The organism is Enterococcus sp. DIV1298c, assembly GCF_017316315.1.
In the GTDB taxonomy this organism is placed as follows: Bacteria; Bacillota; Bacilli; order Lactobacillales; family Enterococcaceae; genus Enterococcus_B; species Enterococcus_B mangumiae.
In genome coordinates this window covers 54,013-80,920 of the sequence record NZ_JAFLWG010000014.1, presented here as the reverse complement: position 1 = coordinate 80,920, position 26,908 = coordinate 54,013, and the positions used below count along the sequence as shown (strand labels likewise).

The window sequence follows — 26,908 nt, the reverse complement described above, 5'->3', positions numbered from 1 at the left end:
TACTTTGCAGAGAACTGACGATCAAGTAGATTGTTTTAGACGATTATTTATAACGCTCTTTTTATCCATAAAAGATCGATGACGAAATGTATTGTCAAAAAATAAGAGAGAGGAGAGAAGCTTTGAAAGCAAAAAAAATAAGAATTATCGCTGCGTCATTTCTATTGTTTCAACATGTGTTGCTGCCTTCAGTAGTAATGGCCATAGAAAATGAACCGACAACTAGTGCAGAGATTACACAAGAGCAACCAGAAAGCCACTTGTCTGAAGCGACCACCGAAGTGGTCGAAGAACAAGAACAAATGATTCACGAAGAGCAACCAGAAAGCAACTCGTCTGAAACGACCACTGAAGTGGTCGAAGAACAAGAACAAATGATTCACGAAGAACTACCAGAAGTACCGAACATTCCTGAATCACAAGAAGAAGTGGCAGAGGAGATATTGGAGACAGTAGAAACAGTAGAAACACAAGAAGTCCCACCACTTGATGAAAGTCTTTTATCTGCCTATTTGGGACGATTGAATTTATCTACAGAAAATGTCAGACAGTTAACTAATCACGGTAGAAGCTCATATCTAGAAAATATCTTACAAAATGCCATTAATCGAACAATCGATTTAAATACAGCTGCAGGTTCATCCACAACATTCGCAGTCACTGTACCGACACATTCTTTAGTTGAAAGAACGAATGGCAGTAATGGATGGATTTCGTCAATTGCGACAGACAGTCCTGCAGGAATGCCAGACGAATTTTACACGCAGATGTACTATGGCAATCATTCAACTCACCAAAATACTTATAATTTGGGCAATATAGTATCAAGTAATTCGGCTGTTGAGGTTTCTGCAACAGTGACAAAGAATTCTAACTATACCGCAAGCATCAATTTCACAGTTACACGAAAACAAACAGGAAATACAGCGATATCATTAGATATTCGTGGAAATGTCGTGCTAGGTTCAACGGTTGTCGCAACGCAGTATGAAAATATTGCTACACCTAGGAAAGTGAAGGAGCTCAATTATACAGGGGAAACAATTGGACGCTTGACCATCAATCCAGTTGCTTCAGCTGATGTTTATGAAAATGTGACAGTTCAGGCTACGAGAAATCAGAATCTCCCTGAAGCGATCATCAAAAGCTGGTTTCATACATTACCAAGTACAGGTAGTTGGGGTTATTCCACGATTAGTATTGGAAATGGCTGGTATCCTGGTTACAAGGATAAAATACCAGTGTATCTTCATGATAAAAATTCATCCGCAGACCCTCTGCAATTTTGGACAAACGTGACAGTTGTAGATACAGAAGCTCCTATTGGAACAGCAAAAACGGCGTGGACATCCATCCAAGCGAATCGACATCGTGATTTCACTCAAGAAGAGTTCCGATCTGCAATCAATACGCTTAGTGATAATTGGTCATATCCAGAAAATATAAAGGTGAGTTATAAACAGAACTTATCTGAGTTAAGACCTGGTACAGTTTTTGAAGATGGATTTACCATTACGGATGAATCATCAAATAATGGCTATGTTTCATCAATAAAAATCAATATTGTCGATACATTAGCCCCAACAGGAACGGTAAAAACAGAAACGATCGATCTTTCTGAAGTGACAACAGAGATTCCTTCACGAACAGAGCTCATGCAGTTTTTGAATGATGATCTTGATGATAACTGGACCTTACCAAAAAATATCATCATTCAACTCGTTGACGATAATGGCACAGTGATAAACCTACAAAATTTAAAACCATCAGATGCTATTCAGACAGGTTATATTCGTTTAGAAGATGAGCAAGGAAATCAATCAAATTTACAAGAAGTCAAATTTAAACTAGACAACGAAGGACCAACAGGAAATGTCGTTACGACACCTGTTGATTTTCAAGCACGAAGAAGTAATGAATTGACAAGGGAAGAGTTATTGCAGTTCTTTACTGAAGACCCACTAGATAATACGACGGCCACCGATCAAATCGATATTTCTTTACGAAATACGTTCGGAGATGTAGTGAGTGTCGTCAATGTGGCACCTTCGACGACCATCTATGACGCAAATGTTCGTTTGCAAGATATCCGAGGGAATCAAACGGAATATCCAGTCAACTATCGAGTGGTCGATACGCAAGCGCCGACAGGAAATGTCAAAGAAATTTGGACTGTGTTTGAAGCCAGTCGTCATCGAGATTTTACTCAAGAAGAATTGCGTTCCTTGATCACTAATTTAACGGATAATTGGACGGAATTAGAAAATATTCAGTTAGAAAATCAGCGACACTTGTTTAATTTATCTCCGAATTCACCGAGTGAATACCATCCGATGGACATCACAGCAACCGATGAAGCTGGGAATGAATATACCTTTAAAAATACCATGCCAAAGATAGTGGATACCACAGCTCCGGACGGAACATTAAAAGATCCGTTAGTGTTCACAAAAGGACAAACAGTACCAGATGCTCGTGAATTTCTAGATGGGGATCCAACTGATAATTGGTCATTGTCACCAGATATTCAAGTCGAAGTTGCGTATGAAAATAATGCCGTATTTGCAGATTTAGCGGTAGGCGATCATGGTGTAACGATCACCTTAACAGACCAAGCGGGCAATGTTCGGACACTGAACAGTCAAGTCACGATTCTAGAAGATACGTCCGAGTACATTGATGTGACGATTCCTGTGAACGTATCCTTTGCAGAAAGTAAAGAAAGCAATGGTATCGTCTCACCAACATATCAGATCCAAAACAATGCGGAACGAGCAGTCCAAGTGTCAGTGAGTTCGGTCGTTAGTCAATCCGCTACGGAAAAACTAACAGAAATCGATCTTGGGGTAAAAAACAATTTGAATGACAATCAAGTCATGTTGATCTCATCAGGAAAAAACCTCAATAACCGCAGAGAATTAGGAACGATCGAAGGGCATAGTACTTCTTTCTCCTTCTCATTATTTGGCACAGTTGGTGAAAACTTTGATTTTGAAGGCTTGGATGATCCCTTGAATCCAATCTACAGTATGCGTTTGAATTTCCATGCGCAGTAATTGATAAGAAGAAGTTGCACAACTGTGTGACTTCTTTTTTGTATGTAATCTTATAACTATTTTCCTAAACGCTACGGAAAAATCTATTTTGAAAAGAAAGCGATTTCATTTTATAGTGAATGTAAGAAATCCAATTAAAAAATTAGAGGAGTGATCGTAATGAAAAAAGCATTGATTATTTGTGCCGCAGGAATGTCTTCTTCGATGATGGCATCAAAAACAACAGAATATTTTAAAGGAAAAGGGGAAGAAGTATTTGTTGATGCGGTTTCTGCAACTGAAGGGGACAACCAAATCAAGACAAGTGATTTCGATTTGTTCTTGATCAGTCCTCAAACCACAATGTACTTGGATAAATTTGTTAAACTAGGAAAAACAGTAGGGAAACCGGTCGTAAGTATACCATTCCAAGCGTATGTTCCTATCCCTACAGGTATCCAAAAATTAGCGGAGCTGATTGAGGAAAATATATAGACGAATAGGGGAAGATAATAATGAAACAAACAGAAAAAGAGTTATTGCGGCAATTGATTGATCATCAAGGAGAATACCTCACGAGCCAGTACCTCGCTTCTGAATTATTATTATCTGACCGTACGATTCGAAACTATTTAAAAACATTGAATGAAGTGATCGAAAACAATGGCGGAAGACTCATCGCCAAGCAAGGGCAAGGGTATCAACTAGAGATCATCAACAAGCTTGCTTTTGCCCTGTTTTTAAAGCAACGAGAAGTAACTGTCGAATATGGTGATCAGGTGACTGAGTTTTATGGTTCAGAAGATCGAAAAAAGTACATTTTAAATAAACTACTTTTGGAAGATCGCGCAATCGTGATCGATGATTTGGCAGAAGAGTTATATATCAGCCGTTCGAGTTTAGTGAATGATATCCAAGAAATCAAAGAGAAGATCGCCGAATATTCGTTGAAAATTGTGTCGAAACATAAGCAGGGAATGTGGATCGAGGGTCAAGAACAGGACAAGCGACATGTGATCATGGATACCTTTTTTGGAAATAAGTATACCAATTCTTTAAAAGAATATCTCGGTAACAGTCAATTTTTCAAGGAAATCAATTTTGAAGAATTAGTGATCGTCATCTTGGACGAGATTCGTGAATCCAAATTGAAGGTGTCCGATTTTGTGATACAAAATTTAGCGTTACATTTAGCATTGGCAATCAAGCGAATGCGAGCTGGTTTTGAGATACAAGTACCTGAAATCACGGGAAAAGAGATTCATGAAACGGAGTATCAAGCAGCTACGAATATTACGAAACGGATCGAGCTTGTGATGAAGGTTCGTTTTCCTAAAGATGAGATCGCCTATCTAGCGTTACACTTGATGGCAAAGTCAAATCAAAACAGTCAGCGAGAGAATCAGGAACTAGTGACAGAACTAATGACCGTTCTTAATGAATTGGCTCAAGTTTTGGGTCAGTCATTAGTAGAAGATTATCAATTTAGAAACGGTTTATTGAATCATTTAGAACCGATGCTGGTCCGTTTAGAGCGAGGAATCGCTTTGGAAAATCCGTTGACAAAGGAAATCAAGAAAGAAGATCCGGAAGCTTTTGAATTGACGAAACAGTATTTCAGTCGAATGCCTTCCTTGCATCAATATGAAATCAATGAGGATGAGTGGGCCTATTTAGCACTTCATTTAATGGCAGCAATTGAAAAAAATAAGGTGGATTGTAAACTACAGGCATTGATCATCTGTGCGACAGGTTACGGAAGTGCGCAACTGTTAAAAAATCGCGTGTTGAGTGAATTTGGAAAAAATATTGCAGTGACGCAAGTGAAGGGCTATTACGAAATCAATGAAGAAGCATTAGAAAATGTGGATTTGATCATTTCTTCCATTGATTTATCAACAATGTTTTTCAAAGTACCTGTCCTTCATGTCAGTGTTTTCTTGAACGAACAAGATGTTCAAACGATTCGGAAAGTGATCGAGGAATATCGACCAAATTGTTTGATGAAAACACGAGAATCCGTATCACTGAGGGAAGAAAAAATCGCATTTTATGAAGATCAGATTTCTTGTGACTGGTTTAAAGTCTATACTTCCGCGCCAACAAAAGAAGGTGTGATTGCTGACTTATTAGCACTCTTACAAGAAGGTGAAACGGAAAATTATACGTCTGAGATGTATCACCAAATCGAACGTCGTGAGAAAATGGGCCAGATCGTTTTCAGTGAACAAGTGGTTGTCCCACATCCAGCGATCCCAGTTGGTGCGACTGCCAAAATTGCCGTCGGCGTTATACCTGATGGGATGCAGTGGGACGAACAAACAACGATCCATTTTGTCTTTCTGGTTTCTCCTTCTTGTATTGAAAATGAAGGCATCACTGTGGTGACAAAGGCGATTGTTAAATTTATTGACCGCTTGGACTTGCAAGAGCTGATTTTAGCGGAACCAACGTTTGAAAATTTTAATCAACAATTTATGAAAATGATTTACTAAGGAGGAGTCCTGATGACGGAGAAAATGACGAGTGAAGAGCTCCAAGTGACCGCTTTTGATATTATTTTTCACAGTGGCAATGCCCGAACATTGATCCACGAGGCATTTGCTTTGTTACGAGCAGAAAGTTTTACAGAAGCCGCAGATAAGCTAGATGAAGCAAATCAAGAAATTTTAGAAGCCCATAAATCACAAACGCATTTATTGAAAGAATATGCGAGTGGTCAAAAGATTGAAATGGAGATTATTATGGTCCATGCACAAGATCATCTGATGACGACGATGACTTTATTGGAAGTAGCCAAAGAAATGAGTTATTTGTATCAAAAATAAAAGAAGAATGGAGGTGGGAAAATGAGTGAGGCTGAGAAAAAACAACGTGAGTTAGAGAAAAAAGCGTTTAGCTTGAAAGTCTTGTACTTTAATCGTTACTTGATCATCCGCTACTTGACGGCTGGTTTCTTTTTTACCAATCTGTATTGGTTGGTCTCTTTATTACTTGCAAGCAGTATTCTGTTTTGGCTACCATTAGGGCTATTATTCTTTCTTTTACCAGTTGTCGCAGAACAAGTAGCACTTTATCGTACACACAAAAATAACGCTTCGGTTACTAGAAATTATTTTCGCTTGCAAGCGGTGATCAATGTGTTTCTAGCATTAGCTGTCTTTACGCCTGTCTATTCTGAATTATTTCCTTTTATGGCACAAGGTTCGAGTGGACAAGCATTGATCCTTTTTGTCATTGTAAGCGGTCTACTGATCTGTCTATTTTGTCAGCAACGCTTAAATAAGATCCATGCGAATACTGATCGTCACTATCAACGAATCAAAGAGTATGAACGTGTAGTACATTTTGGAAAGGGGAGTAAGTAAATGTTTGATTTTCTACAGAAATATTTGATGGGACCGATGGGGAAAGTGGCACAATTCAAGATCGTACGTGCAGTAATGGCTGCGGGGATGGCGTCGATTCCCTTTACGATCGTAGGTTCAATGTTTTTAGTTTTAAATATTTTGCCGTTACCATTTCCGTTTTTAGAAGGATTTTTCAATGCTACCTTCTTCAAAGTCAGTGATTTGTACATGATCGTCAACACAATGACGATGGGGATACTATCCATTTATTTTGCTATTGTATTTGCTTATGAATTAACTTCGATCGAAAGAGATGAACAAGGATTGAACGTCAATCCACTAACAGGTGCGCTATTATCTGTTTTTGCTTTCTTCATGTGTATTCCTGAGTTGATCATTTCAGATGGAAAAATCAGCTTGATCTCTAGCATGACAGATACAGAAACAGTGGTCAGTGGTGTACGCATGGGGGCATTTGTCGAACGTCTAGGGACTTCAGGTATTTTTACCGCAATCATCATGTCCTACATCGCAGTTGAATTGTACTGTCTATGTGTCAAACGAAACTTCGTCATTAAAATGCCAGATGTAGTCCCTCCTGGGGTTTCACGTTCGTTTACCGCATTGATCCCAACGTTTGTGATTGCTTTTGTGGTCATGATTGTCAATGGAACCTTAGTCGCTTTAGGCACAGATATCTTCAAAATGATTGCGATTCCTTTTGGCTTTGTAACAAATTTGACGAATACGTGGATCGGGATCATGGTCATTTATTTCTTGATCCATGCGTTATGGATCGTGGGGATTCATGGGGCAAACATCATCACCTCCTTCTTGACACCGATCGTGTTAGCCAACATGGCAGCAAATGCTCAAGGCGCCAACTATCCACTAGCCGGTGAGTTCAATAACTCTTACGTAACAGTCGGTGGATCTGGGGCAACATTAGGCTTGATCATTTTTATCGCTTTCATGGCAAAATCGGACCAATTAAAAGTGTTAGGGAAAGCATCATTAGTCCCAGGGATCTTTAATATCAATGAACCAATCATTTTCGGTATGCCGATCGTTTATAACCCTTACTTGGCAGTGCCATTTTTCTTAGCACCAATGGCATCGGCATCGTTAGCCTATTTTGCCATCAAATTAGAAATCGTTCGTCCGATGTTAGCGCAAATGCCGTGGCCTTCACCAGTGGGGATCGGTGCATTTGTCGGTAGTGGTGGTGACTGGAAAGCGGCTGTCTTAGCTGTCTTGTGTGCGATTCTTGGCTTCATCATCTGGTTACCATTCATCAAGTTTTATGACAATAAATTATTAACTGAAGAAAAAGAAAAAGCCGCAGAATTAGCACGAGAAGGTTCATTGGCTTAATTCTAGACTAATAAACTCAGTGACCATTCGTAGAGAGGGTGTCACTGAGTTTTTTTGTGATGTGTTATGAAAGATAAGCGGAGTATATATGTTAAATAACGAGAAAATATGGAGCGTTTAGAAAAAACAACCTTGTATACTGTTAGAGTAGATGTTCATAGCTTCGGCATAAATACAAAGTAATAAATGACTTGATACAGAGGGGACAAGGGTAAATGGAAGAAAAAAGAGTATTACTTTACGGGATGGAACAGTATCGAAGTGCGTTTTTCAGTGCAGTTGTTGAAGGAAAATTTGAATGGCTTCTCACTGAGAGACCAAATACAGGTGAACTCTATCGATATGTAATTGATAGTTATAATGTAACATTGAACAGATTGATCCGTACTTCTCTCGAAAAACTGACCTCATTAGAAGCATGGCAAAATTTTTCTAAGGAATGGCCGAACTACTTGATGAAAGAATCAAAAACGCTTCTTTTATGGGATGAATATTATCAAAGCATGGAAAAAAATCCTAAAAATCAGTTGCTCTCCATTTTTAAAGAAGCGATGAAAGCACCAAAATTGCTAAGAGATGGGTGTGTTATTTGTTACAAAAATGAAGAAAATAAACAGATTAATGTATGGGGTGTCATAAAAAGAGGGTGTAAAAATGGTATCGATATGGCTAAAGATCATCCACATGTGTATATATATTTTATCTTAGATGGCATCGATATGCGTGCGGTATTCAGTAAAGCGAGAGCAAAAAAATATGATGGGAAACATACGAACAGGGAGCTACGAGCGCTTTTTCGAAAGTGGGCAGATATGAAAGATAAAGTCATATTTATTGAAGAAAATAAAGAAGTAGCAGCCCCATGGATCAAAGGGAAATACGTCAGATTATGGAAAAAGTACAATAAGCAAAGAATAAATCGGTTGCTTGCCAAGAAGGCGAATGAAGAGAAATCCAATGAGTTGCAGAATTCGAGTGGAGAGTCACAAGCGAAGCTGGCACCAAACCAGCCCGATGTCTTACCGATTTTGATTGAAGAGCCACAAGTGAAGCTGAGACCGATCCAACCTGATGCCTTACCGATTTTGAGTGAAGAGCCACAAGCGAAGCTGAGACCAAACCAAACCGATGTCTCACCGATTTTGAGTGAAGAGCAACAAGAGAAACGAAAACCGATCCAGTCCGATGTCTCACCGATTCCGAGTGAAAAGCAACAAGAAAACATGAAAACATTTCAGTCCAATGTCTCGCTGACCTCAAGTAAAAATCAACAAGCAAACCTAAAAACATTTCAGTCGATTTGTTCGTTTTCAAAGCAACAAGCGGAAAAGAGCAAACCAAAAAGAAAGAAAATCTTTAGAGGACACTGTATATGCCTTTAGATAGATGCGGCTAAGAAAGTGCTTAAAAAGTAAATAAATCAAGTGAAACTGAGAATCAACCGTTATTTGACACAACGTTGAGCCTCGGTTTTTTTGTATATTTTAGTGAATGAGATAGAAACAGAGGAAGAAACTTGATTTCTTGGTAACTTTTTTAATGACAAATGATCTTTTAAAAAACATGATTTAGTCCGTAGAAAAAGAACAAACGGGTGAGAGCCTTTTCCTGTCTTACTACGCAAGGATACAAGCTATTATAACTTTATATTTGAAATATTTAATCATAATTTTTTCTAAATTCCATTGACAAAAGACACGTTTTACATACCGGAGTGCAAAAGTTGATTTAACCATTCAGAATCAAACATGTTAAATTATCCTTATTCTAAGCAATAAATAAAGAATATTCTTTTTGTCTTTTAAGTTGAAAAGTGAAGCACGTTCAAAGTAGCTAAATGTTTTCACTGATCAATGGATACGAAGAATGTTTTTTTATATAGACAAGAAAGGAAGTGTCAGAATAATCATCTTGCTTCACATAAAGAAAAAAGGAGTTAACTATGAATAAAAAAATGAGTAAAAAAGCAACTGGCTTATTGTTGGTCAGTCAGTTGACCTTATCGATGATGCCGATTACTGCATTAGCAACAGAAGAACATGAACCGGTTTCACCAGAAGTGGCAGAATTGATTCAATCCAATGATTTATTATCTGATTTACCATCTGCTGAAATCGTTGATCCGGATGAAACAAATCAGCCCGACAACGTAGAAGAGGAGCAACTTGTTCCAGAAAGTGAAGAATCACCAGAAGAGCTTGTCGATCCTGTAGAAGCGGAAGAACAAGCGGAGACAGAAGAGCTTCAAGATTCAGAGTCAGAAATCGCTGAAGATCACGAAACAGAAGTCGAAGAGTCTGAAGAAGTAGAAGCAGCTGAGGCTCATTTAGCAAGAAATGTAGTCCAAGTATCTACGAATGCACAATTAAGAACGGCGTTAGCTAATGCGAATGTCACGCAAATCCATTTAGCGAATTCAATCACTATGTCTAGCAGTGTGACATGGACAGGGACAACGAAATCGATTGAAGGAAATGGTCATACTTTGACCTTTGCAAACAATGTTCGCCTATATGGAAATACTGTGAATCAAGGATTGAGTATCAGCAACGTGCGCATCGTGTCTCGCGCGACGGATACGATTTATCAAAATCGAACATCAAGTGTGTCCTTTACCAACGTGATTCATGAAAATAGTCACGCAACGGGACGTTTATTGTATTTAAATGGCAATAATTCCTCTGTGAATTTTTTAGGACAAAATCAAATCAATGCGGGTTCACTGATTTGGGCGAATGCAAATAGCCGAGTGAATGTGGATACTGGCGCATCTGTCCATGCCAACAATAATGGGACTGCTCGTGCGATCCATCTTACTAATGGTGGACAAATCAACTTGGCGTCTAACAGTTTGCTCGACGTGTCACAAAATAATTCAGGAAATAAAGTGAAAGCGGTATTGATTGAAGGAAGTAGTTCTCGAGTAGCGATTGCTTCTGGGGCGACATTTAAAATCGCTAGTGCACCAAATACGCAGAAAACACAAGAAGCATTAGGATTAAGAGGATCATTACACGTTTCGTCTGGTGGAACGTTAGATGTTGTTGGTCGAAGTACTTTTTCTGCCATTAATTTGGGACAATCAAGCACTTTTGAAGAAGGGTCCAATGTTCGCATCCAAAACAATCATAGAAATGGTAGCGCCATCGGTTCTTATCCAGGAACGACAAATTACACGATCCGTTCTTCTAGAGGAATACAAACTTGGGCAAGGGGAGCGAATTTTTCAGGTGATCCAACCTTTAATTATCAGGAGTTCAACCAAGGCTCGTTTTCAGTGAACAGCTATCTTATAAAGCAAATCACTTCTCAGATCCAATCAAATGACGCAAGATTCAATGCGACATTCAATAGTGGAAGAGTTGGGAAAATCGTCACAGGAAACTTTGTTGCTGGCGCAACGATCCAGCAAACAACGATTGATGAATTGACCACAGCCTCTACTCAGATCACTGGACAAGCAGAACCGAATGCTAGCTTGACCATCACGATCGAAGGGCAACCAACATTGACTGGCCGTGTAGGAAGTGATGGCACGTATCAAGTGACTATTCCTGCCAATGTGGCTTTATCAGTCGGCACTAAGGTCAGTGTGACAGCAACTATCAATGGGCTTACTTCTGTAGCAGAAACGATCGTGGGAGATAGTGAAAAAGCCACGCTTGCAGAAACGACGATCTCAGACTTGAATACAGACTCAACGAGCGTCACAGGTACAGCTGAACCGAATGCGGAGATCATTATTAGCGCAGGGGAAATCACTTTAGCTACTGGACGTGTGGGAAGTGATGGGATTTATGCGTTGACGATTGAAAGGCAGGAAGCAGGAACAGTTGTTACGGCACAAGCCACATTGGATGGCGTTTCTTCGAATATTGCAGAAACGATCGTAGTCAGAGCGACGATTGCAGCTACGACATTGAATGAAGTAACAACGACTTCAACGACTGTGACGGGGACAGCCGAGCCAAACGCTCAAATCGAAATCAAGGTGGATGGTGACGTTATCGCGACAGGAACAGTTGATAACGATGGGGAGTTTGAACTAGAAATCGACCCTCAGCCTTTGGGCACAGTGATCCTTGCACAAGCAAGTATTGATGGACTGACATCGAATATCGCTTCAACAGTGGTCGTGATCGATCCAGCAAGTACGGAAGGAACGATTACACCAAATAAATATAACGTTTCTTCGGGTAACCTGTTCCTGACAGGTGGTTATACCGGTCATGTGGTTTCTGCTCGTGTCCATATCAATGGAGTATCTGTCCGTGGGGGGACATTTGCTGATGGGAAATTTGAATTTTTTGTCGGTAATCGCATTCAATCGGTGGATGACGTTGTAGAAATCGAAGCATTGGATCAAAACGGCAGAGTCTTAGATCGACAAAGAGTCGAATTAGAAAGAGATTTAGCTGGGACGATTACACCTGCGCAGTATCGGGTAGGAGAAGCAACGATTACTGGAAGTTTTACTGGCGATGTGAACTTAGCTCGATTGATCATCAATGGAACGTCTACGAATGTGTGGGGCGGAACATTCAACCCAGATGGGACATTCTCTTTCTTCGTAGGGAATCTCAATATCAAAGCAGAAGACAAAGTAGAGATCCAAGCGTTGAATCGACAAGTCAGCGGAAATAGCGAAGCCATCGAAGTATTAGATGTGAAAGAAGTACCAGTGATCGCCCAATTGAGAGGAACACTGACACCGAATCGCTATCGACCGACGGAAACAACAATTACTGGAACGTTCAGTGGCGACATCAATTTTGCCAATCTATTGATTGATGGGGAATCAGTAGGCAACTGGGGCGGCACGTTTGATCAAGAGGCCGGGACGTTTGAATTTTTTGTCCACGCTCGTTATAGAGATCGGGTGAGAGAGGCTGCAAAAGTGGAAATCAAAACCTTCCACCGAGAAAGAACGAATGGACAAACAGTCGATCATCGTCTTGTCCGCCAGCCAGTCGAGGTAGTCAGAGGTGAGGGAACGATTACACCGGAGCCATTTAAAGTAACAGAAAATCTCATCACTGGGTCATTTACTGGCGATATCAATTTAGCTAATTTGATCATTGACGGTCAGTCCGTTTCATGGGGCGGTACCTTCAACACATCGACAAAAACGTTCACGTACTTTGTCAATCAAACGGTTCGTCATATGATACGTGATGCTGAAAAAGTAGAGTTGGTCGGTTACCAACAGAAAATCATCAATGGTCGTCCAGTCGAAACAGAATTAGACCGCAGTATTCTGTCGATCAACCGAGAATTTACCGGCACGATCACCCCTGACGACTACAGATTGGGAAGTCGAGTTATCACAGGGACTTATACGGGAGAAGATATCAATTTTGGTCGTTTGGATATTGATGGATTGACGCTTTGGGTCAGTGCATTTGCTGATGGGAAATTTACAGCTTACTTGAATGCTACTCAGGCAAGCAGTATCACCAAAGAAAGTAAAGTGACGATTTATGGCGTCCATCGATTCCGAAATCAAAGTACAGAGATCATTGCAAAAGCAAACGTAACGATCGTCGAATAAACATTCGATTTTTGGAAGAAATGAAGGGGACCTTGTATTTCAATCCATGCAAGGGACCCTTTCACTATAGAAAGCGAGAGATAAAATGAAACTCAAGTTACTTAGTCTGTTACTTATACTGTTGTTTGTTGCAGGCTGTTCGAATGAAACGGATACGAAAACAGATGCTACCGCTAGTAGCGATGCAGCAAAACAAGTGACACAACCGCAAACGGTTGTTGGCGGTCTAAAGATCAGCATCGATAAACAGGAGATCAACCAGAAGAAAACAGAAGATGGCGATCGTGTCTTGCATACTTTTACGATCACTGGCGAAAATATGGGCTCGGTTTCTGCGGGCTTAGGCTCCATCGATTTTCTTTTACAAACAAAGAACGGTGACTTGGTCGAGTTGGATCATACGATGGCGATGTTTGGAAATGAGATTGCCGTGGGGGAATCACTTACTGGAAATGTTTCCTTTGAACTAGAAGAGGAGCAACAAGCAAGTAAGTTGATCTACCAAACAGGTGAAGATCAATTAGCAGAATGGGATGTTAAAAGCGAATGAAGATAAACGTTATTGGGCTAGGCTATATTGGATTGCCGACAGCAATCACTTTTGCGCATTATGGAGTAGAGGTAGTGGGTGTCGATATTTCTGAATCGGTGATTGATTCTTTACAACGAGGACAAGCCCCGATTGAAGAACCAGAGATTGAGACGTATCTAGCAAAGGCATTAGAAAATCAAAAATTCAAAGCACAACTTGTTCCAGAAAAAGCCGATGCTTTTATTATTGCCGTTCCGACGCCAAATAAAGAAGACCAATATGGCAGCTGTGATCTGATGTACTTGAAGGCGGCAATGCAAGCAGTTTTGCCTTATGTAGAAAAAGGCAATACGGTCATCGTCGAATCCACGATCCAGCCACGTACGATGGAAGACATGGTGGCACCATTTTTTGAAGCAGAGGGATTCGTTATCGGACAAGATCTTTATTTACTTCATTGCCCTGAACGCGTATTGCCAGGGAAAATATTTGAAGAGTTGGTTAGGAATAATCGAATCATTGGTGGGATGACTGCTGCCTGTATCGAGCAAGGAAAGAAAATCTATCAGACGTTCGTACAAGGGGAGATGTTGGGAACTTCTACCGGAATAGCGGAGTTATCAAAATTGATGGAAAATACGTATCGTGATGTGAACATTGCTTTAGCCAACGAACTGGTGCAAATAGGCGATCGTTTAAATATTGATGCGTTGGAAGTGATTAGATTAGCTAATCAGCATCCTCGTGTGAATATTCATCAGCCAGGGCCTGGCGTTGGTGGTCATTGCTTGGCAGTTGATCCATATTTTGTTGTCGCAGCCGCACCGGAAGAAGCAAAGCTGATTCAGTTAGGGCGTGAGATCAATGCAAATATGCCTGAATTTATTATCAAAAAAATAAAAGAAATCGTACCTGATCATAAAGACGGAAAAATCGCTATTTTAGGACTTGCCTATAAAGGCAATATCGATGATGCGAGAGAAAGTCCGGCAATCGATATTGTTGCAAGGTTAAGACAGCAATCAAATTATGAAGTAGTCACTTATGATCCATACGTGCCAACTTCGGATGTATCGCAGTTAGAAGAAGCTCTTTCAGGGAGTGATCTGGCAGTGATTCTCTGTGATCATGATGTATTCAAAGAAATCCCGACAGAAAGTATCGAAGAAATGAATCAAGCGGTCGTTTTTGATACGAAAAATATTTTAACGAACATAAGCAGTTTTGAACAGGCGTATTCGCTTGGGAAGCTACCAGTAACAAAGTAACTTATTTTGTCGGGATTTAATGATACTGAAAGGGAAACGTGATGAAAAAAGAAATAAATATCAAAAAATTAAAGCAAGTCGTACAGCAAAAAAAAGGCTGGATTTTTATGATCATTAGTCTTCCCTTACTAAGCATGTTTATCTATCTTCATTTGTTTGCTGAACCGATCTATCAAAAAAGTGCGCAGCTGTTGGTCAGTCAAGCTGATCATTCGACAGGGCAACGGTTAGAAACGCAGATGATCCAAGCTGATCTTCAACTAATCAATACGTATAGTGCGATCATCTTGAGTCCAAGGATTTTAAATGCGGTCAGTGAAGCACTAAATGAAGACTATAGCATTTCAGAATTAAGTGAACGATTGAGTGTTTCAAATGCAACAAATTCGCAGATCATTGAAATCAATGCTTACCACAGAAGTCCAAAAGTTGCTGCGAGGATCGCGAATACGACTGCCAAGATTTTCAGTGAGGAGATCCCAAGTATTATGAATATCGATAATGTGACGATTTTAGCGGAAGATGAGGTTTTGCCCAATGAAAGACCGACTCGTCCTCATCGATTTCTTCTGCTCACGTTGACTTTTTTCTTTAGCTTACTACTGGCATTCACTTTCGTTTTTGTCTTGCTTGTATTGGAAAGAAGCTTCTCTTCAACGACAGAGATTGAAGAAATCCTGGAGCTGCAAATACTAGGTGAAGTGAGTAAAGAAAAGCAAATACCTACATTTGAGCCGAATCCTCCAAGAAGTACGAGACGAAGGGCGCGTGTGTGATGCGAAGTATGAAAGAAAGTTATTCGATTACGAGAGAGCAATATAAATTGATTAGAGAAAATATCGAGTATTTATGTACGCAACAAGAGGTAAAAACGATTTTAGTGACTTCAGGGGAAAGTGGTACGGGGAAATCTACGGTATCCGCAAATTTGGCGGTCGCTTATGCACAAAAAGGCAGCCGTACTTTGTTGATTGATGCGGATCTACGAAAACCGACGCAACATAAGCGTTTTATGAAAGAGGCGCATGTCGGATTGTCGAATTATATGCGTCGCGATGTTTCAATCGCTAGTTGTATCCAACGAGTGAATTTGGAAAATTTTGAATTTTCAATCATTACGAGTGGACCTATTCTGCCGAATCCGAATGATCTGCTGTCATCACCCAAATTGACCGCTACCTTAGAGCAGCTCAAACAGGAATATGATGTAGTGATCATTGATACGCCTCCAATCAATATCGTTTCAGATGCCTTGATCCTCTCAAAGAAAGTAGACGGTGTGGTCGTTGTCGTTCATGCCGATAAAACAAACAAGCAAGCTGCAAAAAACTCAGTGAAAAAGTTAAGAATGGTAGATGCAAATATCTTAGGTGTTGTATTGAATGGAACAGATAATGCCAAGAATTATTATTACTAAGGAGAAGGAAAGATGGATAGACCAACAATTGACAATGAAGAGTTACGTGTTGCGCCGAATCGCTATATCTATTGGAAAGGTATGATCGAATTTTTTATAAGCTTGTTTCTTCTAGTATTGCTTAGCCCATTGTTGTTCCTAATTTGTGTGAGTATAAAATGTTGCGACTGGCAAGCACCGATCCTCTTTAAACAAGTGCGAGTTGGTAAAAACGAACAGACATTTTTAATGTATAAGTTCCGAACGATGCATCCAGGAGCAGAGAAACGCTTAAATGATTTTTTAGATAAAAATGAAATCGAAGGGCCGATGTTCAAATTAAAAAATGATCCACGTATCACAAAGATCGGTCGTTTTCTGCGAAAGACGAGTTTGGACGAACTTCCACAATTAGTAAATGTTTTACGAGGCGAAATGGCACTGATAGGTCCACGTCCTCCTTTGGAAAGAGAAGTGGCAGAGTATTCTGATACGGACAAAAAAAGACTGACGATCACTCCTGGTTGTACAGGACTTTGGCAAGTGAGTGGCCGGAACGAATTGAGTTTTCATGAAATGGTCGTGTTGGATCTCTACTATATCGAAAATTTGACTGTATGGTTGGACTTGAAAATTTTTGTGAAGACGATCGGGACAGTCTTATTATCTAAAGGAGCTTTTTGATGAATAGACAGCGCCGAATAGAGATTCTTGGAAGTAAGTTAGATCCGTTGACGTTTGTTGAGACTGTTTCTGCAGTCGAAGAAATGATTGAACAAGGTATCCATGCACAACACGTTTCAATAAACGCAGGTAAAATAAATTTGATGCACGCAGATCCCGAGTTACAAAAGATCGTCAATCGTGCAGCGCTGATTACTGCGGATGGCCAATCGATCGTCTGGGCGGCACATTATTTGGGCTATGATGTGCCAGAAAGAGTCACCGGTATCGATCTCTTTCGTGAATTAGTAAAGTTATCTGCGGAAAAAGGTTGGCGTCCTTATTATCTCGGTGCAACAGAAGAAGTCGTGGCTTCTGTCGTCGCACATGATCAAAAAAAATACCCTGATCTTACGATCGCAGGCTACCATCATGGCTATTTTTCACATGAAGAGTCTCCGAAAATCGCTCAAAAAATCGCAAATGCAAAACCGGATCTCCTTTTTGTTGCTTTTTCCAGCCCTCAAAAGGAAATCTGGCTAGAAACTTTTAGAGAAGTGTTGCAAGTTCCCTTTGCAATGGGAGTCGGTGGAAGTTTTGATATCGTCGCAGGTAAGACAAAGCGTGCGCCTCTTTGGATGCAAAAGACAGGTCTAGAATGGTTTTATCGTTTCATTCAAGAGCCAATCAGGATGTTTGATCGCTACATCAAAGGCAATCTCCGCTTTTTAAGAACGGTTTGGCGAGAGAAGCGAACGAACGCATGAATATAAACAATCAGAGAATCCTCACTTTTTTTATGTGGACTGTGGCGATTTTTCCAATCATCGATGTGTTGAATGGCTTGTTTCTAAGTATCGGTGTTCGTTTTCCGATTGGTGTCGCTTATCGCTTGCTCTTTTTTTTATTTCTGATCACTATGATCGTTTTGGGAAGGATCACACGTAGTTATTATACGTATTTGACCTATGGTTTTATCACGACCACACTTGTGATCTTCTTACTACAGTCTGTTTTCTTACAGTATTCCTGGTCGTGGATGATTGCGGATCTGTCGGTGTATGTCAAATATCTTTTGTGGATATTGATTCCTTATTTTGTGTATCAACGGAAGGAACTGATTTCCAAAGTTCGTTATGATCGGTTATTCATCATCATCAGTGTTCTATTTACACTTGGATTACTGATTCCCTATCTCTTAGGGCTAGGCTATCAAACTTATGACAATTCTGATGCTGGCTATAAAGGATATTTCTTTGCAAACAATGATACAAGTTTTGCGTTTATTGTCTCGATTACTTTTACTGTCCAAGCATTGATTGGCTCAATCAAAGAGCAAACACATAGACGCTCCCTTTTTTTAGGTAGTCTATTTGTTGGGAATTTCATTTGTTTAGTACTTGTTGGCACGAAGACGGGCATTTTTTATGGACTAGTCACCTTGTTTTATCTCTTGTGGCGATTAGTCAAAGGAATCAAACGTCAAGCACTGATGCAACAGTTATTTATTTGGTTGTTTAGTTTTTTTGGTATTTTTTGGTTATTCATACAAGGGTTTCCTTTAATGATCCAAGCCGTTGAAGGGACTTATTTACGTTTGGTTTATTTTTATCATCTATTCGATGGCGATTTGGTCCGCTTGATCTCTAGTTCTCGAAGTGATTTTTTGATTGGTGGCATGTCTGCTTTTTTAGAAGATGAGTGGCGTCATTTTACCATGATTTTTGGGCAAGGATTCGAGTATCGTTTAGCGAACTTTGGGCGTTTAGGCTTGATTGAAATGGATTTCTTCGATACGCTCTTTGGTCAAGGTTTTTTAGGAACTAGTTTGTTGCTGATCATGGGTGCTTATTTTCTCTATTTAGCCTTTCAACCAAGTAAACGTTCAGTCTATAGTTTGGCATTGGTCGTTGTCTTTTTTTACAGCTTTTTTGCCGGTCATGTTCTGTATTCTGCATTGTCTTCTACGTTTTTAGGACTGATTTGTGGTGGGATTATTTTAACAGAGAAAGAGTGAGGTGCTTTTTGAAAAAAATACTTATAAGATTGGGCTTTTTCTCGATTGGCTCGTTAGGTTCAGCGGTCTTGAATCTGGTACTTTTACCAGTGACGACGACCTTTTTAAGTCCAGAAGAATACGGAAAAACGAGTATGTTTTTTCTTGCGCAGACGTTTTTGATCTATGTGATCTATCTAGGTTTTGATCAGGCGTTTACCCGAGAATACCATGACTATGAAAATAAGAAGGCGCTGTTGCAGCAAGCGATGATGATTCCCTTGATTGGCGCTATTGTTTTAGCGATGAACTTGGTTCTTTATGCAAAGCACTTTTCACTGATTTTATTTGAAGATCCGAGCTATACTCATGCGATCTATTTGTTAGCTTTATCAGCGATTTTCCTGATTTTTGAGCGTTTTATTTTATTGAATCTTCGTATGCAAAATAAAGCATTTATTTTTTCGGTTTATAGTATCTTGGTCAAGCTCATCATTTTATTGTTCACATTGCTATTTCTTTATTTTGGCAGTCCTACTTTTATTACGGTCGTTTATGGGATGTTAGTAGGCCAAATTTTAGGGGATTGCGTACTGATCATCGGGAATAGTATATTTTTTTATCCACTCGTTACTAAGATCGACAAAACGTTGCTCAAAAATCTGTATCGCTTTGGTCTCCCAACGGTGATAGGTACTTTTCTCTACAGTTTATTGACGATCATCGATAAAGTCATGTTGCGGCATTTTGCTGATTTTGCTTCGTTGGGAATTTATACTGCTGCATTTAAGGTAGCGAGTGCATTGATGGTCTTACAAGTCAGTTTTGCGAATTTTTGGATTCCGACTGCCTATGAATGGTACAAAAAAAAACAAACCGCTATTTTACTATGAGCGTGTCAGTCACTTGATGATGTTCCTGTTATCCTTTTGCTTTTTGTTCATGGTTCTCTTTAAGGAAGGGATCGTGTTATTGCTATCTAGTGAATATAGTGAAGCGCAGTATTTGTTTCCGCTACTCTCCTTTTATCCTTTGATGATGACGATCAGTGAAACGACGAATTTAGGCATCGTTTTTTCCAAAAAAAGCCAGTTGAATATCGCTGCTTCGCTAGTGGCAGTATTGGCCGCAGGGATGACTCACTTATTACTTGTGCCGCTATTAGGTGCGACAGGTGCAGCGATCGCAACAGGTTTTGGCTACTTGCTTTTCTTTTTTTCACGAACCTATTTTTCGATGAAGCATTGGGAAGGTTTTTCAGTCAAACGACAAGTGAGTTTAGCGCTGTTACTTTATGTTTTTGCTCTTTTTACCGCATTTAACCGAATATTCTGGCTAGAAAAAGGACTGGTGTTGCTTTTGATGTGTATCGTGCTCATCGTTTATCGTCACGAACTGAAAATCGTCAAAACATTTGTCCAAGAAAGGAAAATCAGAGAAGTATGAATATTATGATCGTTGGACCTGATCCAGATGCCCAAGGAGGGATCGCTACAGTTATCCAGAATTTTAAAACTGCAAAAGTGCCAGAAGGCTTGCAATTTTTCTTCCATCAAACATGGTCAGAAAAAGGGCGGTTTTGGACACAATGTAAAGCTTTCATGACATTTCGTGCGCATATCAAAAAAGAAAAATGTCATATCCTTCATTTTCATGTTGCACAAAAGGGGAGCTTTTATCGGAAGAGCCTCCTCTTACTATTGACGCCGAGACACTGTCGGACGATCTTCCACATGCACGCTTCGCAGTTTGATCAATTTTATGAAAATGGACATCCTTTGATTAAATGTTGGATACGCTTTATTTTAAAGAGAGTGAATCAGTTAGTAGTATTAAGCAATAGCTGGGCAGCGTATTATCAAACATTGACCCATACAGCAATCGCTATTTTACCAAATGCCGTAGAACTGCCTTCTAAAAATCTGTATGAGCCAAAGGCAAGTTGGATCCTCACTCTTGGTCGAATCGGTAAGAGAAAAGGGAGTTTTGATCTTTTAGAAGTAGCAAAAGCATGTGAGGCAGAGTTTCCAGCGATACATTTCATGCTATATGGCGATGAAGAAAACGAAGAAGTCGCTCAACAAATCAAAAGCGAAAACATCCATAATGTAACTTTGAATGGCTGGGTCGCAAAAGAAGAATTGCCAACTTTGTTTCAACAAACGGTGCTACACTTCTTGCCATCTTACCATGAGGGCTTGCCGATGGCGATTTTAGAAACGATGGCAGCCGGTATCCCAAACATAACCACAAAAGTAGGCGGCATCCCTGAATTGATCGAACAGGACAGAAATGGTTATTTAGTGGACGCGGGAGATACACAAGCAATGCTTGAGGGATTGAGAAAACTGTTACAAGATGAAGACCATCGTTTACAGTTAAGTCGATCAGCTAGAAGCACGATTGCAGAAGACTATGCATTACAACCTTATTTAGCCCAATGGCATGAGATTTATAGAAAGCAATTTTCTTTGTTACAAAAAAATAACAAAAGAGGAGCATTATGAAGAAAATAAAGGTATTATCAATCTTTGGCACTCGACCAGAGGCAATCAAAATGGCGCCGGTAATCAAAGCATTAGAGAAAGATCCCCGTTTTCTTTCTAAGGTGCTCGTCACAGGACAGCATCGGGAAATGCTGGATCAAACCATGGCAGCTTTTCAGCTAGTGTCTGATCACAATTTAGCGATCATGCGTGAAAATCAGACATTGTCTAGTATGACGAGTCGCATCTTGGAAAAATTAGAAGCTGTTTTTCAAGAAGAACGTCCGGATCTCGTGTTAGTACATGGAGATACAACGACGGCATTAGCAGCGGCACTTGCGGCTTTTTATCAGCAGATTTTGATTGGTCATGTGGAAGCCGGCCTACGCACTGGCGATAAGCAAGACCCATTTCCAGAAGAAATGAATCGACGCTTGATCGATCAGTTGTCTGACTTTTTATTCGCTCCGACGGAACAAAGCCAAGAAAATCTTTGGAAAGAAAATCATCCTAAAGAGCGAATACTGGTCACTGGCAACACGTCGATCGATGCCTTATATCAGACGTTGGAGGAAAGAAAGACAAGCCTGCTAAAGCATGAGGAGAAGAATATCCTCTTAGTGACCATGCATCGCCGTGAGAATATTGGCTCGCCGATGGAAAATGTTTTTCGAGCATTGAAAAGAATCGCCGTAGAATACCCAGAGCTAAACGTGGTATTTCCGGTCCATAAAAATCCAAAAGTACGAGAAATCGCGCAACAGTATTTAGAAGAACAGACCAATATCCAACTGATCGAGCCATTGGATACGCCAGAATTTTATCAACTTCTTTCAAAGAGCTACTTGATCCTGACAGATTCCGGTGGCATACAGGAAGAGGCACCTTCACTAGGGGTTCCAGTGTTGATTGCGCGAGAAACGACTGAACGACCAGAAGGTGTGTCAGCAGGCACACTAAAGTTGGTGGGGACGGAAGAAGAACAGGTATATGCGAAAATCACCCATTTATTAACAGATCAACAAGCTTATCAAGAAATGGCACAAGCAAAAAATCCTTATGGGGATGGTCAGGCGAGTAGCCGGATCATTGAACAATTAAAAAGCTATTTTAATTAGGAGAAGGTGAAGTTATGAGACAAATCCAATCATCTTTTGTTACGAATAAAACGACATTGAGATGGTTGCATCTCTTAGAATATATGGAGCATGTTGCGTATACACCGATACGTGAATTGTCGAAAGTAATCAAAAGTTCCAGTCGCACGATCATCGAAGATCTGCAAAATATCAAGGAATACTTCAATGATTCGATCGAAATGAAAACATCCAACATTGGCTATAAACTGAAAATATTGGATATAGAGAAATATTTTGATAAAAAAAAAGCAATGATCAGTAATGAACCGATGTTCAAAATACTCGAAAGTATTTTTTTAGGCGAGATTCTTTCGATCAATGAATGGGCGGATATTTTTTTCCTTTCTCCAGCAACATTGATGCGGTATTTAAGGAAAATCGAACCGATTCTTGCTCGTTACGATCTAAGTATCAATAAAAGCCAGGTGAATCTGATTGGTGAAGAAGTGAATATCCGACATTTTTATTTTAACTTTTACTACGAATCTGATATCACTCCTCATACCGTCTTTCCTCCGTTGATCATCCAGGAGATCGGCTTGGATCTGAAAGGAGAGGAATTCAGTCGAGATTTTTCAAATGTGGCTTTTGAAGAGATTTGTTACATGATCTACATTATCTTAGAGCGAACTTCTCATGGTCATTACGTCAAACTCGATCCTGGAATCGTAAAGTTGTTCCGTAAAGAATACTATCTAGAACTAAAAAAATTAAAAAAACTGTTATCTAATCATTTACAAATGCCCATTTGCGAAAAAGAAATCATTTACTTTTATGCACTGACGCTCAGTAAACGGACCGTTTTTGATGTTGATCTCGAAAAGATATTTTGCGATAAATTAGGAAAAGAGCCTCGAGTCATACATCTTACTGAACGGTACTTAGAGGAAATCGATCCACCACATGGGGCAGTTGAAAGTAGTACCGTGTTTATTCAGTCCTTTTTTTCTAACATGATGTTAAAACATAAAATCTCTCCAGTGTTAAATACGGTGATTCCAGATTTGAATACATTCGTAAAAAAAGAGTTTCCGGAAGAAGTGGAGAAAAATACTCAGTTTTTGAGAAACCAGTTGAAAGGGATTCCTTGTTTTACGTTAGAAACGATTGAAGACGTAAGCACAGTTTTTACGATCTTGATGGATTGCTTAAAGGAATTATATTGGGGGAAGCCCAAAAAAATCGCTTTTTTATTAGAAGGTAATCAGTTTATTTCACAGCGGATCCAAGTCACCGCTCGGAAAAATCTAGGCAGCTATCAAGAACTTTATTTTCCCAATGCATTAGACATCAGTCATGGTTATTTCAAAAACAATCAATTCGATATCATTGTGACAAATTATGCAGAGCATCTGTCTAATTTTTCCGGTGCTGAGACTTGTTTGCTTTTCAATAAAATCCCAAATGATACCGATTGGCAACGATTGATGTCGTTAATAGATGTTAGGATTTAACTCACGTGGATGAACAAAATAAATTTCCAGATGAAAGGAAGAAATCATGATCAAAAAAGTACAGGTGACACCTATTACCTATTTAAAAAATTACGATGAACTTTGTCACTTGCAGGATTTTCCTCTTATTCAACAGGTTTGTGTCGAATTGCATCAACGGTTTATAGGGATTTGTCAGACAACTTACGACAATATTTTAGAACAATTCGCTGAATTATTAGAAATCGATGCGCAATTACAAATGTTTTTAGACTTTTTGCAGCATGATTTTTTTGAAGAAACGGGATTGTCGGAAGAAGAGGTTGTAGAAATGATCTTAAAGGATAAGAACGTTTACTATCGCTTATTGACAGGTATTGCGACGAATCAAAAGGTCCCAAAAGGATTGATCTATCTCAGTGAGAAATAGAAGACGAAAATCCAGATGGGCAAAAAATAAAATCGGAGGAACGTAGATGTCTGGCAGAAAAAAAGTATTTCTTTCTATATTGACTGTACTCGTACTTATGACTCTGGGGGTCGTAGGATACGTGGGGAAAATCTATTTTGACATTCGAGCAACGGTCAATGAGTCTTATGAAGCGAGTGAGCGAATAGAAACAGAGTTGGATTATCTTGCAGGAGATCCATTTTCAATCTTACTACTGGGAACAGATGAAGGTGATCTGGAAAGAGCAGAACATGGAAGAACAGACACGATGATCGTTGCCACGGTCAATCCAAAAAAAGAGCTGACGACATTAGTTAGTCTTCCTAGAGATACCTACACAGAGATCATTGGTCAAGGCTTCCATGACAAAATCAATCATGCGTATGCTTTTGGGGGCATTTCTACCTCGATAGCAACAGTAGAAAATCTATTAGACATCCCAATCGATTATTATGCCCAAATCGATTTAAAAGGAATGAAAGAATTAGTAGATCTTGTAGGCGGAGTTGAAGTCAATAATTCGTTTAGCTTTCATTATGAAGGGGTTGATTTTCCAATTGGGAAATTACAGTTAGATGGCGAAGATGCACGGAAGTATTCGCGCATGCGCTATGAAGATCCAGATGGCGATTATGGGAGACAAAATAGACAACGACAAATTTTGACTGGCTTTTTGGATCAAGCAAGATCAGTCAACACGTTAGCAAACTATAAAGAGATGCTTGATGTTATTGGAGAAAATACCCAAACGAATATTTCATGGGAAACGAGCCAAATGCTTTTTAGGCACTATCGAACGGCACTGAATCATGTGAACTCTGAGCAACTAACGGGTGTTGGCTTTACAGGAGATGGTGTCACAGGCGAACATGGCATCTCTTATCAGATGATCGCCGAAGAAGAATTAACACGCATTCAAAATGAATTGAAAAATCAGTTGAAATAGAAGGAATGAATGATAAATAAGCGCTCTTTTCATTTGAATAGCTAGTAATAGATGTCGACAGCCAATCCCTATGCGAACAATAGGAGTGGCTGTTTTTTGTTTGAAAACCATTGTTGATGACACAAAAAAAAGACACTAAAAACAGGGGAAGTGAAACTTGGTGATTATGTTAAATAACAGAAAAAAAAGGATAAATAAAGGGCTGATTCCACGTATACTAAACACAACTTGAAAAATAAGGCTCTTTGAGAAGGAATGGAGGCATAGATAAATGGAGACGAAAGGAATACAGATTTTTTTATATGGACTAGATGATAGCCGGAAACTTTTTTTTGAAGATGAGAAGAATAATAGAATAGATTTACAGGGAAATCCTCCACTGAAAGAAGTAAGCATAGACTCAGCTGTCATTGATTGGTATAACAACCAACTACATTTTTATCTCGTTAGAAAAGTACTGTGGGAAGAGTTAACAACAATAGAATCTTGGCGGAAATTCGAAAAAAATTTACCTAAGTTATTTAGAATCGATCATAAAAATAAGCCACACTGGCAGAAATATTATCAGTGTATGGCATGGAATATTAAAAATCAGTTATCGAATATTTTTTACAAAGGGATTACCGCAGGACTAAAGACGGAACATTTTTCGTTGTTTTATTGCAATGAGAACAACGAAAAACAATATATCACACAACATATTGATAGAGGATGTAAAAACGGGATCGATATGGCTATTTGCTACCCGAATGTCATGATTTATTTTGTACTGGATGGATTGGATATGCACGATATCGCAGGGAAAAATCGCAAAAAACAATTTGAAAGTGACTACACATGTAAAGAACTACGATATATTTTTCGCCATTGGTATGAGTTAAAAGAAAAAGTAATATTTTTTGAAAATAAAAAAATCGTAAAAGCACCTTGGGTAGATGGGAGCTACGTTCACGCCTGGAAAACGTATCGTGAGAGTAGAAAAGAACAACTATCAAAAAAGCTAAGTAGCATGCGAACTCAGTCAATGGATGATATCCAGCAAACGATTTTCTCTATAGACAAGAAAAAGCAAGGGGAAACATCTTTAAAAAATATATTATCAAAAACAAAAATAAAGAAAGAGAGGCAAGAACTAAAGAAAGCCTGTATAGGTAGACAGCGTACACTATCGTTATAGTTTGGCTGAATGATTTACAAAAGAACGATTAACATGAATCTCAAAGGGAAAGACATAAAGTTTATCCCTGTAAAGAACTATGTCATATCTCTAAGAGCTTTAAAAGAGGGT

The 26,908-nt window shown here is 39.4% G+C and carries 23 protein-coding genes; all 23 read left to right on the top strand.

All coding sequences use genetic code 11. The annotated features are described in order from the left end of the window. Positions 1 to 122: 122 nt before the first annotated feature. The 23 genes from JZO83_RS04165 to JZO83_RS04060 all read left to right on the top strand — a co-directional run bounded on the left by JZO83_RS04165 (position 123) and on the right by JZO83_RS04060 (position 26,797). On the top strand, positions 123 to 3,056 hold the full coding sequence (locus JZO83_RS04165; RefSeq protein WP_207115056.1) for a hypothetical protein: 2,934 nt from the start codon (positions 123 to 125) through the stop codon (positions 3,054 to 3,056). 159 nt (positions 3,057 to 3,215) lie between these two features. Then, positions 3,216 to 3,530 carry a PTS cellobiose transporter subunit IIB gene (locus tag JZO83_RS04160; RefSeq protein ID WP_010734143.1) on the top strand — a complete coding sequence of 105 codons (315 nt, stop codon included), beginning with the start codon at positions 3,216 to 3,218 and terminating at the stop codon, positions 3,528 to 3,530. A 20-nt stretch (positions 3,531 to 3,550) separates the two neighbouring features. Next, on the top strand, positions 3,551 to 5,530 hold the full coding sequence (locus JZO83_RS04155; protein ID WP_207115055.1) for a BglG family transcription antiterminator: 1,980 nt from the start codon (positions 3,551 to 3,553) through the stop codon (positions 5,528 to 5,530). Positions 5,531 to 5,542: 12 nt separating this feature from the next. Continuing rightward, positions 5,543 to 5,863 carry a PTS cellobiose transporter subunit IIA gene (locus JZO83_RS04150; RefSeq protein ID WP_206853942.1) on the top strand — a complete coding sequence of 107 codons (321 nt, stop codon included), beginning with the start codon at positions 5,543 to 5,545 and terminating at the stop codon, positions 5,861 to 5,863. 21 nt (positions 5,864 to 5,884) lie between these two features. Next, complete coding sequence (locus JZO83_RS04145) at positions 5,885 to 6,403, top strand: hypothetical protein (RefSeq protein ID WP_206853939.1); 519 nt, start codon at positions 5,885 to 5,887, stop codon at positions 6,401 to 6,403. Next, entirely contained in the window at positions 6,404 to 7,759 is a 1,356-nt protein-coding gene (gene celB, locus JZO83_RS04140; protein ID WP_206853936.1) for a PTS cellobiose transporter subunit IIC, read from the top strand. Between the two features lie 215 nt (positions 7,760 to 7,974). Beyond that, the gene (locus tag JZO83_RS04135) at positions 7,975 to 9,141 is read left to right on the top strand and encodes a hypothetical protein (RefSeq protein ID WP_207115054.1); all 1,167 of its coding nucleotides are present in this window, start codon (positions 7,975 to 7,977) and stop codon (positions 9,139 to 9,141) included. A 560-nt stretch (positions 9,142 to 9,701) separates the two neighbouring features. Continuing rightward, positions 9,702 to 13,310, top strand: a complete 3,609-nt coding sequence (locus tag JZO83_RS04130; protein WP_207115053.1) for an immunoglobulin-like domain-containing protein — start codon at positions 9,702 to 9,704, stop codon at positions 13,308 to 13,310. Between the two features lie 85 nt (positions 13,311 to 13,395). Beyond that, positions 13,396 to 13,860 (top strand): DUF4352 domain-containing protein, encoded by a 465-nt coding sequence (locus JZO83_RS04125; RefSeq protein ID WP_207115052.1) that lies wholly within the window; start codon positions 13,396 to 13,398, stop codon positions 13,858 to 13,860. Then, a complete protein-coding gene (locus tag JZO83_RS04120) occupies positions 13,857 to 15,110 on the top strand; it encodes a nucleotide sugar dehydrogenase (RefSeq protein ID WP_207115051.1) in 1,254 nt (417 codons plus the stop codon). The genes JZO83_RS04125 and JZO83_RS04120 overlap by 4 nt, the downstream gene beginning before the upstream one ends. 41 nt (positions 15,111 to 15,151) lie before the next feature. Then, positions 15,152 to 15,886 carry a Wzz/FepE/Etk N-terminal domain-containing protein gene (locus tag JZO83_RS04115; protein ID WP_207115049.1) on the top strand — a complete coding sequence of 245 codons (735 nt, stop codon included), beginning with the start codon at positions 15,152 to 15,154 and terminating at the stop codon, positions 15,884 to 15,886. Further along, entirely contained in the window at positions 15,886 to 16,527 is a 642-nt protein-coding gene (locus tag JZO83_RS04110; RefSeq protein ID WP_206853925.1) for a CpsD/CapB family tyrosine-protein kinase, read from the top strand. The genes JZO83_RS04115 and JZO83_RS04110 overlap by 1 nt, the downstream gene beginning before the upstream one ends. Positions 16,528 to 16,539: 12 nt before the next feature. Further along, positions 16,540 to 17,190: a sugar transferase gene (locus JZO83_RS04105; RefSeq protein WP_206853923.1), complete on the top strand. Its 651-nt coding sequence runs from the start codon at positions 16,540 to 16,542 to the stop codon at positions 17,188 to 17,190. Beyond that, on the top strand, positions 17,190 to 17,936 hold the full coding sequence (locus JZO83_RS04100) for a WecB/TagA/CpsF family glycosyltransferase (protein WP_206853922.1): 747 nt from the start codon (positions 17,190 to 17,192) through the stop codon (positions 17,934 to 17,936). Before JZO83_RS04105 ends, JZO83_RS04100 begins: the two co-directional genes overlap by 1 nt. Further along, positions 17,933 to 19,186, top strand: coding sequence for an O-antigen ligase family protein (locus JZO83_RS04095; protein WP_207115048.1), 1,254 nt, complete (start codon positions 17,933 to 17,935; stop codon positions 19,184 to 19,186). Before JZO83_RS04100 ends, JZO83_RS04095 begins: the two co-directional genes overlap by 4 nt. Before the next feature lie 8 nt (positions 19,187 to 19,194). Continuing rightward, the gene (locus tag JZO83_RS14355) at positions 19,195 to 20,058 is read left to right on the top strand and encodes an oligosaccharide flippase family protein (RefSeq protein ID WP_242542396.1); all 864 of its coding nucleotides are present in this window, start codon (positions 19,195 to 19,197) and stop codon (positions 20,056 to 20,058) included. Next, positions 20,018 to 20,611, top strand: a complete 594-nt coding sequence (locus JZO83_RS14350) for a hypothetical protein (protein WP_242542395.1) — start codon at positions 20,018 to 20,020, stop codon at positions 20,609 to 20,611. The genes JZO83_RS14355 and JZO83_RS14350 overlap by 41 nt, the downstream gene beginning before the upstream one ends. Further along, positions 20,608 to 21,672, top strand: coding sequence for a glycosyltransferase family 4 protein (locus JZO83_RS04085; protein WP_207115047.1), 1,065 nt, complete (start codon positions 20,608 to 20,610; stop codon positions 21,670 to 21,672). Before JZO83_RS14350 ends, JZO83_RS04085 begins: the two co-directional genes overlap by 4 nt. Next, complete coding sequence (gene wecB, locus JZO83_RS04080) at positions 21,669 to 22,769, top strand: UDP-N-acetylglucosamine 2-epimerase (non-hydrolyzing) (RefSeq protein WP_206853907.1); 1,101 nt, start codon at positions 21,669 to 21,671, stop codon at positions 22,767 to 22,769. Before JZO83_RS04085 ends, wecB begins: the two co-directional genes overlap by 4 nt. 14 nt (positions 22,770 to 22,783) lie before the next feature. Next, positions 22,784 to 24,244 carry a helix-turn-helix domain-containing protein gene (locus JZO83_RS04075; RefSeq protein ID WP_207115046.1) on the top strand — a complete coding sequence of 487 codons (1,461 nt, stop codon included), beginning with the start codon at positions 22,784 to 22,786 and terminating at the stop codon, positions 24,242 to 24,244. Between the two features lie 46 nt (positions 24,245 to 24,290). After that, on the top strand, positions 24,291 to 24,653 hold the full coding sequence (locus JZO83_RS04070) for a hypothetical protein (protein WP_207115045.1): 363 nt from the start codon (positions 24,291 to 24,293) through the stop codon (positions 24,651 to 24,653). Between the two features lie 46 nt (positions 24,654 to 24,699). Beyond that, positions 24,700 to 25,620 carry an LCP family protein gene (locus JZO83_RS04065; RefSeq protein WP_207115044.1) on the top strand — a complete coding sequence of 307 codons (921 nt, stop codon included), beginning with the start codon at positions 24,700 to 24,702 and terminating at the stop codon, positions 25,618 to 25,620. A gap of 271 nt (positions 25,621 to 25,891) precedes the next feature. Then, entirely contained in the window at positions 25,892 to 26,797 is a 906-nt protein-coding gene (locus JZO83_RS04060) for a hypothetical protein (RefSeq protein ID WP_207115043.1), read from the top strand. Positions 26,798 to 26,908: the final 111 nt, after the last annotated feature.